9 protein-coding genes are annotated in these 8777 nt (G+C 55.4%); 4 read left to right on the top strand and 5 right to left on the bottom strand.

Going from position 1 to position 8777, the window contains the following annotated elements:
- Window positions 1-212 precede the first annotated feature (212 nt).
- Both LIO98_RS04310 and LIO98_RS04305 read left to right on the top strand, forming a co-directional pair.
- The gene (locus tag LIO98_RS04310) at window positions 213-662 is read left to right on the top strand and encodes a MarR family transcriptional regulator (protein WP_291953553.1); all 450 of its coding nucleotides are present in this window, start codon (window positions 213-215) and stop codon (window positions 660-662) included.
- Window positions 659-1966 (top strand): MATE family efflux transporter, encoded by a 1308-nt coding sequence (locus LIO98_RS04305; RefSeq protein WP_291953552.1) that lies wholly within the window; start codon window positions 659-661, stop codon window positions 1964-1966. Before LIO98_RS04310 ends, LIO98_RS04305 begins: the two co-directional genes overlap by 4 nt.
- Window positions 1967-2056: 90 nt before the next feature.
- On the opposite strand, the gene LIO98_RS04300 is transcribed toward LIO98_RS04305, so the two are convergent.
- Window positions 2057-3052 carry an NAD(P)H-dependent glycerol-3-phosphate dehydrogenase gene (locus tag LIO98_RS04300; protein ID WP_291953551.1) on the bottom strand — a complete coding sequence of 332 codons (996 nt, stop codon included), beginning with the start codon at window positions 3050-3052 and terminating at the stop codon, window positions 2057-2059.
- 52 nt (window positions 3053-3104) lie between these two features.
- Window positions 3105-3824: a formate dehydrogenase accessory sulfurtransferase FdhD gene (locus LIO98_RS04295; protein ID WP_291953550.1), complete on the bottom strand. Its 720-nt coding sequence runs from the start codon at window positions 3822-3824 to the stop codon at window positions 3105-3107.
- A 39-nt stretch (window positions 3825-3863) separates the two neighbouring features.
- Here LIO98_RS04295 and LIO98_RS04290 point away from each other — a divergent pair, with 39 nt between their 5' ends.
- Both LIO98_RS04290 and LIO98_RS04285 read left to right on the top strand, forming a co-directional pair.
- Window positions 3864-4346: a QueT transporter family protein gene (locus LIO98_RS04290; RefSeq protein WP_291953549.1), complete on the top strand. Its 483-nt coding sequence runs from the start codon at window positions 3864-3866 to the stop codon at window positions 4344-4346.
- A 266-nt stretch (window positions 4347-4612) separates the two neighbouring features.
- Complete coding sequence (locus tag LIO98_RS04285) at window positions 4613-5509, top strand: proline iminopeptidase-family hydrolase (protein ID WP_291953548.1); 897 nt, start codon at window positions 4613-4615, stop codon at window positions 5507-5509.
- A 113-nt stretch (window positions 5510-5622) separates the two neighbouring features.
- On the opposite strand, the gene LIO98_RS04280 is transcribed toward LIO98_RS04285, so the two are convergent.
- From LIO98_RS04280 to LIO98_RS04270, 3 genes are all read right to left on the bottom strand, one after another.
- Window positions 5623-6711 (bottom strand): hypothetical protein, encoded by a 1089-nt coding sequence (locus tag LIO98_RS04280; RefSeq protein ID WP_291953547.1) that lies wholly within the window; start codon window positions 6709-6711, stop codon window positions 5623-5625.
- 352 nt (window positions 6712-7063) lie between these two features.
- Window positions 7064-8161: a hypothetical protein gene (locus tag LIO98_RS04275; protein WP_291953546.1), complete on the bottom strand. Its 1098-nt coding sequence runs from the start codon at window positions 8159-8161 to the stop codon at window positions 7064-7066.
- Between the two features lie 347 nt (window positions 8162-8508).
- The coding region (locus LIO98_RS04270) for a hypothetical protein (protein WP_291953545.1) at window positions 8509-8777 on the bottom strand (269 nt) is incomplete at its 5' end.

Below are 8777 nucleotides of genomic sequence, written 5' to 3'. Positions count from 1 at the left end.
TGCTTGTGGTGGCTGTTTTTTTTGTTTTAATTCGCCCTTTTTTTTGCCCCCCTTATAAAATATATTGCTGTGCGCGGCTCCCTTTTTTTCGTTGCCCCGCCTCTGCCTGTCTTCGCGGCTGAATACCAACCCAGAAAAGAGACTTGTAAAAAGTCCACTTTCGTACTATAATGCCAACAGTCCGAAATTGGACTAAAATTGGAGGTGCGGTGATGTACGGAAAGATCCCCGACGCGGAGCTGCGGCGGTTTTACTCGCTGTGGCGCGATATGACCGTAATATACGAAGAATGGTCGAAGGCTCACGGAATCGGCGGCAGCTCGGTGCTGGTGCTTCATTCGCTCTACTATGACCGGGACGGATGTACGCAGAGGATGATCTGCGACAGGTGGCTTTTTCCCAAGCAGACGGTCAACGCGATATTAAAGGATTTTGAACGGCGCGGGCTGATAGAGTTTTCTTACCTGAAGTCGGACCGGAGGAATAAGCTGATACACCTTACGCAGGAGGGCGAGGCGCTGGCCGCCGCCATCATCCCCGAACTTCTGGAGCTGGAGCTGCATGTGATGGATAGAATGGGAGCGGACGGGCGCGGAGCCCTGATCGACGGCATGGCCCGCTTCGTTGAGTATTTCCGCGAGGGGCTGCCGGAGAAGAGATGAAGAACGCCGGAGAATTTTTTTCTTATGTGCTGCCCTCTCTCGCGGCCTTCGCCCTATCCGGCGTCTACGCCGTGGTAGACGGCTTTTTTGTCGGCAACAGCATCGGCGACGCGGGGCTCGCGGCGATCAACTTCGCCTTTCCCGTCACCGCGCTTTTGCAGGCCGTGGGCACGGGGATCGGCATGGGCGGCGCGATCCGCTTCGCCATCTGCGGCGCTCAGGGGGACGCCGAGGGGGAGCGGCACTATTTCAGCTCCGCGCTCCTCTTGCTGCTGCTCTGCGGCGCGCTGCTCTCCCTCCTCTTTTTTGTCTTGGCCGGGCCGCTGCTCGGGGCTCTCGGCGCGGAGGGGGCGACGCTCACGCTTGGTATGGAATATCTGGTATTTATCGCCGCGGGCGCTCTGTTCCAGGTCTTTGGAACGGGGCTCATCCCGCTGATAAGGAATATGGGCGGTTCTCTCTGTGCGATGTTCGCCATGTCCGCCGGTTTTATCGCCAATATCATCCTGGACTGGCTCTTTATCATGGTCTTTGGCTGGGGCATGGCGGGCGCGGCGGCGGCTACTGTGATCGGGCAGGCGGTGACGGCGCTTGGCGCGGCGCTCTATTTTGCCGCAAAGAGATATCCGCTCTCCCTTCCTCCAGCGCGGCGCGCGCCGCATCTGTTCTCGGTGATATTGAAGATATCCCTCGCGCCCTTTGGGATAACCTTTTCTCCCATGATCGGGATGATCCTCATGAACCGCTTCGCCGTCCTCTACGGCGGCGAGGGAGCGGTCGCCTGCTACGCCTGCGTGGGATATATCGTCACCATCGTCTATCTGCTGCTGCAGGGGATAGGCGACGGCTGCCAGCCGATGATCAGCCGCTACTACGGCAGGGGTCGGCGGGCCGATATGAAACGCACCTGCCGGCTGGCCTACGCTACCGCGGGGGCGCTCAGCCTCTTCTCCGTCTGCCTCCTCTTTCTGGCGCGCTGGCGGATTGGCGGCCTCTTCGGAGCGTCGCCGCCGGTGAGCCGCGGCGTTGGCGAGACGCTGCCGCTATTTCTCGCCGGAGTCCTCTTTCTGGCCTATACCCGTATCACCGCCGCCGGCTTTTACGCGACGGAGGAGAGCCTGCTATCATATATCCTTGTCTACGCCGAGCCGCTCCTGCTGCTGATTTTTCTGCTGATGCTGCCAGCCTTTCTCGGACTGACCGGCGTATGGCTCGCGATGCCGGCCTCGCAGATGACGACGGCACTGCTCGCCGCCGCCGTGAAACGAAGGGCTGATTCGCCGAACGCCTGCCGAGCGGGATAAGGGCGCGTCTGCCGTAAACGACAAAAATGAGGAGGGGCTTATCCCTCCTCATCTCTTTTTTCTTTTTACAGCCGGTGTTTCGCCCGCGGGCTACAGCCGCATCTCCGGTTTTACCGGCCTTGCGAAGAGCTCTTTCAGCAGCTCGTGAGGATCTTCATCCTTGTAGAGTACGCGGTAAACCGCGTCGGCGAGAGGCATATCGACGTCAAATTTTTTGCTGTTTTCGACGACGGCGCGCACCGTGTAGGCGCCCTCGGCGACCTGTCCCAGCTCCTCCACCGCCTCGTCCATGCTCATGCCGCTGCCGACGGCGAGGCCGAGACGGAAGTTGCGCGAATGCATGCTGTAGCAGGTGACCATGAGGTCGCCGACCCCCGCGAGTCCCGAGAGCGTGAGCGGCGAAGCGCCGAGCTTCGCGCCGAAGCGCATTATCTCGGCCAGTCCACGCGACGCGAGCGCCGCGAGGGCGTTGTCGCCGAGCTGTAAGGCCTTTGAGATGCCGGCCGCGATCGCGTATATATTCTTAGTCGCGCCGCCGACCTCCAGGCCGATAACGTCCGTGCTCGTATAGACGCGGAAATTTCCGCCGTTTAACAGCTCCTGCCATGACCTGGCCTCCTCCTCGTCTTTGGAGGCGAGAGCCACGGTCGTCGGGCAGTCGATGAGCACCTCTTCCACGTGGCTTGGTCCGGAGAGCGCGGAGTAGACCATATTGGGGCATAACTCCTCGTGTACCTTATGGAGCAGATTGCCCGTCGATATCTCGATGCCTTTAGCCAGGTTCAGCATATGTCCCGGCGCGGGAGAGAGCGCCGCTATCTTGCCGCAGACCTCCCGTTCAAACTGCGTCGGTATCGCCATTATATAGCGGTCGGAGAAGTCAAGGGCCTCCCGCAGGTCGGTGGTCGCCGCGATCTTATCCGGCAGCACCGTGTCGAAGAAACAGAAATTATTCCTATGTTCCCTGTTCATAATTTCCGCCTGTTCTGCGTCGATCGTCCACATCTTTACATTATGGCCAAGGGAGGTCAGGTGCACCGCCATGGCGGTACCGAAGCTGCCCGCGCCAAGAATCGTCGTGTTCAATGTCGTTCCTCCGTTCAATATTCTCTTGCTGCATCTTTCGTGCATTTTGCTATTATAGCTCTTTTTCCCGTAAAGCGACCCTGCCGGCGGCGCTGTAAATATTAAAAGAGCCGCCGCGCGCGAAACCGATCATCGTGATGTTCGCCGCGCGCGCCGCGGTTACGGCGTCGGCCGTGGGGGCGGAGACGCTCGCGATGAAGGGAATGCCGGCGCAGACGGCCTTTTGGACCATGTCCTCCGGCATGCGCCCCGAGATAAAAAGCAGCGACGAAGCAGCGTTGATACCGCTGCGCAGAAGCCAGCCGACGGCCTTGTCCACCGCGTTGTGGCGGCTGATATCCTCGGCGGAAAAGAGCGTCTTTCCCCGCACGGAGGAGAGCAGCGCCACATGGAGGCAGCCGGTGCGGCGGTAAAGCTCCGCTCCGGCGAGCTCGGCGATCTTCCGCCGGACGACAGACGCGCCGACGCTCCACTTCAGCGGCAGCGGTTCGGGCTTGACCTCAATCGGTTTCCTTTTAAGAATAACGTCTACCCGGTATCCGCCGGACGAGATTTTTTCGATATCGCCATAAGATGAAATCAGGCCGCGGCAGCGCATATTTCCCGCCGCCCACAGCTCTTCGCTTCCCGCGGTGATCACCGCGGAACCGTCATATTTTCCGTCTATATAAAGGGATACCGCCCTCTCCGAGAGCAGCTCGTCCTCCACGGCGAGCGGTTCATCCGCGGAACTGACCCTGATTATCTCTATCCTTCTGACCGGACCCTCCATTTCGGCACCCTCCTCTCTTTTTGTAGTATAATACACCCCATGGAAAATAAAAGATTTTTTACCACGCACAGAATAGCGCTCTCCGCCCTGATCGCCGCCCTCTATACGGGAATCACCTTTGTCTTGGCGCCGATATCCTTCGGCCCTGTCCAGTTCCGGGTCTCCGAGGCGCTGACGCTGCTGCCCTTCTGTCTGCCGGAGGCGGTGCCGGGCCTCTTTATCGGCTGTTTGGTCTCAAATATGCTTGGCGGCTTCGGATTGACCGATATCATCCTCGGTAGCGCGGCGACCCTTGCCGCCGCCTGGATGACGGCGAAGATGCCTAACGTTTGGCTCGCGGCCCTGCCGCCTGTCGTCATCAACGCCGTTGTGGTCGGCGCCTATATCGCCGTGCTCTCCGCAACGCCGATGCTTCTGTCCATGCTCTACATCGGCGTGAGCCAGGCGGTCATCTGTTACGCCATCGGCATACCCTTGATCTTATACATCAAACGTTCAAAAATCCTTGAAAAATATCGCTGAAACAAGCGTCAGCCCTCCTTATTTATCGCAATTACATCTATTTTAGACTTAATATTGTCAGAATATTGTGCTATAATTATCTTGTTCAAAGCGCTCGGACGGCGTTTTTTAGATCCTATACGTCCGTGCCGCCGGTTTAGACGAAGCTCCCCGCGAGAGGGGATAACTCAGGTTTCTGTAATAAAACGCGGTTTGTCTTTTTGACGGCGCGCGTAACCGGCGGTTTCTCAAGAACGGAGCGAAAGTAAAACAAGGAGGCGATAGTAATGGCTGTCAGTATGAAAACTGAGTACATCAATGTTCCCGGAGGCTTTATCAGCCTTAACATCTATGGTGCGGAGAATAGCCAAAATATTCCCGTCCTCTACATCCACGGAGGCCCGGGCGGCAACATTGAATCCTTCCGGCCGATGGCGGAGATGCTTGCCGAGGACCGCACGGTATATCTTTACAACCAGCTGGGCTGCGACGAACGTTCGCATACGGGAGAGGAATCCCTGTGGACGCCGGAGCGGTATATAGAATCGCTGGGCAGCCTTATCGCCGCCATCGGAGCTCCCAAACTTCACCTCATCGGACGTTCGTGGGGCGCATACCTCGCCGCCGAGCATGTGCTGCGCGTCAGCCCCTCGCCCGTAATATCCATCACGATGATCAGCCCGCTCGTCAGCACGAAGATCTGGATAGCCGACGCGAAACAGCGCCTCGCCGAGCTTGGGGGAGACTATCTTGAGACGGTGGAGCAGTGCGAGAGGGAACATCATTTTGACGGGCGCTACTACCAGGACATCATCAAGAAATACAACGATAACTTCCGCTACCGCCTCTCGACCGTCAACCGGGCGGGCCACCGGGCGACGCCGCTCAAGCCGAAGACGGCCTCCGGCATGATGGTCTACCGCCACATGTGGGGGCCCAGCGAATTTACCTGCGAGGGTATCCTGAAAGATATAGACATCACCGACAAACTGCGCAGCATCAAGATCGCGGTGCTGCTGATATGCGGAGAGTTCGACCAGGTCCGCCAGCAGAGCTGCGAATACTACCGTTCGCTGATACCCGGTTCACGTATGGCCGTCATCCCCGACGCCTCCCAGACCTCTTATCTCGAACAGCCGCACATCTTCTACTGGACGCTGCGCAACTTCTATGAGTGTTTCTAGCCCGGAACATAAAACGGACCGGCGGCGGTAATTGACAGACTTAAATAGATGAGCCCGGTGCACAAATTTTGCGCCGGGCTCCTTCGTATGCAGTTTTGGCTGAGGTTTTGTCCTTAGGCGGCTTTTTTCATGTTTCTGACCGTCGTCACGATCATGAAGAGGATCAGCATAATGCCGACATAGCCGTTGATGCCGTAGATGATATTGACGATACGCTGAAAGGGCAGCAGCAGGCCGATGATGCACCCGGAGACGGCGAGCCCGACCGTGAGCAGATAAAATTTACGTGTCATCTCCTGTGAGAAACGGGCTGAGACGGACCAGAGAAGCGGCACGGAGGTGGTGTAGATGCCGCCCATGATGATGAGGGAGAATACGGTGGCGATCGGCGGATATATCCTCTCCGCGAGAATAAGCGAGGGGATATCCGTCATCGCGACGGCGTCAAGGTTGGCAAGCAGGCCGAGCATCATAATGATGATCCCGACGACAAAACCGGTCGCGCCGAGCGTCGTGCCGATGACGGCCTCCTTCGCGGAGTTCGCCTTCTGTCCCATCGCCGCGAGAAAGGCGGCGAGCCAGAGCATTGAGAAGCCCACATAGGACATGCCGGAGGTGAACCAGTTTGTGCCGACCTTCGTCATCTCGACCTCCGCGGCCTCTATCATCTGCGCTCCCCGGGCTATGCCCTCGGGGTTTTTGAAAATGGCGGCCAGGCCGATGCCGATCGCGAACAAAACGATCGCGGGCCCGATCGTCCCGATAACGTCGACGATCCTGCCAAGGCCGAAGGTGACGGTGAAGGCGGAGACGAAAGCCATTCCGATGCAGCCGACGAATGTCGGCAGTCCGTAGTACTGCGCGAGAGTCGCGCCGGCGCCGGCCACCATGACGATATATGACATATAGAGAAAGGCGATGGCGAAATAGTCATAGAAGCCGCCGATATACTTACCGCAGTAATATCTGTAAATATCGTTGGTGTTTGAGAAACGCTCGCGGAAGCCGGTGACGATGAAATCCCCGCCGACATAGACGAGGCAGACGAGGGTAAAGAGCCCCGCCAGAAGCCCCTTCATGCCGTAGGCTGTGAAATATTGAAGTATCTCCTGTCCCGTTGCGAAACCGGAACCGATAAGGAAGGCGATAAACGCTCCCGCGAACTTAATTACATTAGACCAGCTGACCTTTTCTCTATTCATATCAACACCACTGTCCCTTCAAATCTTAGTTAAATTTTTCACAACGATGGTTACTAAAAAATAGGGAAAACCTTCCCATTACAGAAACATCGAATATTTTGCAGTTTAAGCGTATAAAGTTAAACCGTTGATTCAGAGCTGTATGTCATTTATTATATATTTTAGCGATTCACCCATCTTTATTAAGTTTTTTACCTGCAATGGCGTATATTATAAATGATAAAGGCAAAAAAGTCTTTGTGTTTTAATGTTCAAACGACTAAAAATTTTTCTTTTAGCTGTGCCGGCACACAAAAGGGCGGGAAGAGTATCGCTCCTCCCGCCCCTTTATATTTCTTAGATATATTAGAGGTTACTTCTGCTTTGCGAGTTTTTTCGTTATGCCGCAGGTCTTGGCGAGCATGAAGAAGATCAGGAGGATGCCGACGTAGCCGTTTACTCCGTAGATCACGTTGACGATCTTACGGAAGGGCAGCTCAAGGGCGACGAAACAGGCGATCACCGCGAGCCCTGCTGTGAGCCCGTAGAACTTCGTCGTCTTTTCCTGCGAGAATCTCGCCGAGACCGACCAGAGAAGGGGGACGGCCGTCGTATAGATACCGGCGATGATTATGACCGAGAATATGGTGGCGAGAGGCGGCCAGATTTTTTCAGCGATGATGAGCGAGGGGATATCGGAGGTATAGAGATCCTGCAGGCTAGAGAGAAGCCCGAGCATGAGGATGATCGCGCCGAGTACGAAACCGATGGCGCCCAGCGTGGTGCCGATGACGGCCTCTTTCTTGCTGTTGGCTTTGGTGCCCATAGCCGCGAGGAAGGCCGCGAGCCAGAGCATGCAGAAGCCTACGTATGAGGTGCCAGACATGAACCAGTTGCTGCCGACCCTTGTGATATCAAGCTCTCCCGAGGCGATCAGACGTGCGCCCTCGGCGATGCCGCCGGGGTTTGTAACGATGGCCGCGAGTCCGACGCCGATGGCGATAATGACGATCAGGGGGCCGATAGAGCCGATGACGTCAACTATTTTGCCAAGGCCGAAGACGACGGTTCCCACGGAGAGGACCATCATGAGGATGGCGCCGACGACCGGCGAAAGGTGATAATACTGGTTGACCGTCGCGCCGGCGCCGCCGAGCATGACGATATACGACATGTAGATGAAGGCGATCGAGAAATAGTCGTAAAAGCCTCCGATATACTTGCCGCAGTAGTAACGATAGATGTCATTTGTGTTTTTAAAATGCTCGTTGAAACCCGCGACGATAAAATCCCCGCCGACGTAGACGAAACAGATAAGAACGAAGAGTCCGACCAAGAAGCCCTCATAGCCATAAGCGGCGAAGTACTGGAAAACTTCTTGTCCTGTTGCGAAACCGGCGCCGATCAAGAACGCGATAAACGCACCCGCGAACTTTACCACATTGAGCCAGCTAACTTTGTTCCCACTCATAAGATAGCACGACCTTTCCTTAATGTGAAATTTCTAACATCTGCACCATATCATAATTTTAGTCACTAGTAAAAAGGCAAATGATTATTTTGAAAAATTTTAGTCATCACAACAATTATAGCTCCCATTTCACAACTAAAAGTTTATGCTTAAAAATAAAGGAAAATTTTAGGTTTTTTAACGCCTGCCGGGAGAGGCTTACACTCTGTCTTCGGGATGGGGATATAAAATGGGGATATTTTGTTATCTGTATGTCAGATGGACAGACAAAACGATCAGTGGGAGAACTAGGTTCGACGACGAAAATAAAAAGATTTTATGTCTCACCTATCGCGCAAAACACAAAATCAGCGTCTTGGCTCTCTGCTTATAAACGTCGGTTTTCTTCGGGCGGGGGAAACGGTAAATCGGCGTTTATACGCACGACTAACTTCATAACTGAGGGCTTTGTAATGCTCACCGCACTTTAGTGCGCCTCCGCTTGCCAAGCCCTCAGTTATTTCGTTATTCGCACGTCTAAACGCCGATTTAGCTTTTACCCTATCGATGATAAACAGCGGTTTTTTTCTTAAAGCCTTCCTCTCTGAGGAAGGTGGATCGCCGCCGCTTTTGCGGC

This window comes from Cloacibacillus sp., assembly GCF_020860125.1.
GTDB lineage: Bacteria > Synergistota > Synergistia > Synergistales > Synergistaceae > Cloacibacillus.
This window is presented reverse-complemented; position numbering and strand designations above follow the sequence as displayed.

Bases quoted from the DNA above. Each gene is read 5' to 3' on its own strand.
- LIO98_RS04310 (WP_291953553.1), top strand. From the start codon at position 213: ATGTACGGAAAGATCCCCGACGCGGAGCTGCGGCGGTTTTACTCGCTG.
- LIO98_RS04285 (WP_291953548.1), top strand. From the start codon at position 4,613: ATGGCTGTCAGTATGAAAACTGAGTACATCAATGTTCCCGGAGGCTTT.
- LIO98_RS04275 (WP_291953546.1), bottom strand. From the start codon at position 8,161: ATGAGTGGGAACAAAGTTAGCTGGCTCAATGTGGTAAAGTTCGCGGGT.
- LIO98_RS04290 (WP_291953549.1), top strand. From the start codon at position 3,864: ATGGAAAATAAAAGATTTTTTACCACGCACAGAATAGCGCTCTCCGCC.
- LIO98_RS04305 (WP_291953552.1), top strand. From the start codon at position 659: ATGAAGAACGCCGGAGAATTTTTTTCTTATGTGCTGCCCTCTCTCGCG.
- LIO98_RS04295 (WP_291953550.1), bottom strand. From the start codon at position 3,824: ATGGAGGGTCCGGTCAGAAGGATAGAGATAATCAGGGTCAGTTCCGCG.
- LIO98_RS04280 (WP_291953547.1), bottom strand. From the start codon at position 6,711: ATGAATAGAGAAAAGGTCAGCTGGTCTAATGTAATTAAGTTCGCGGGA.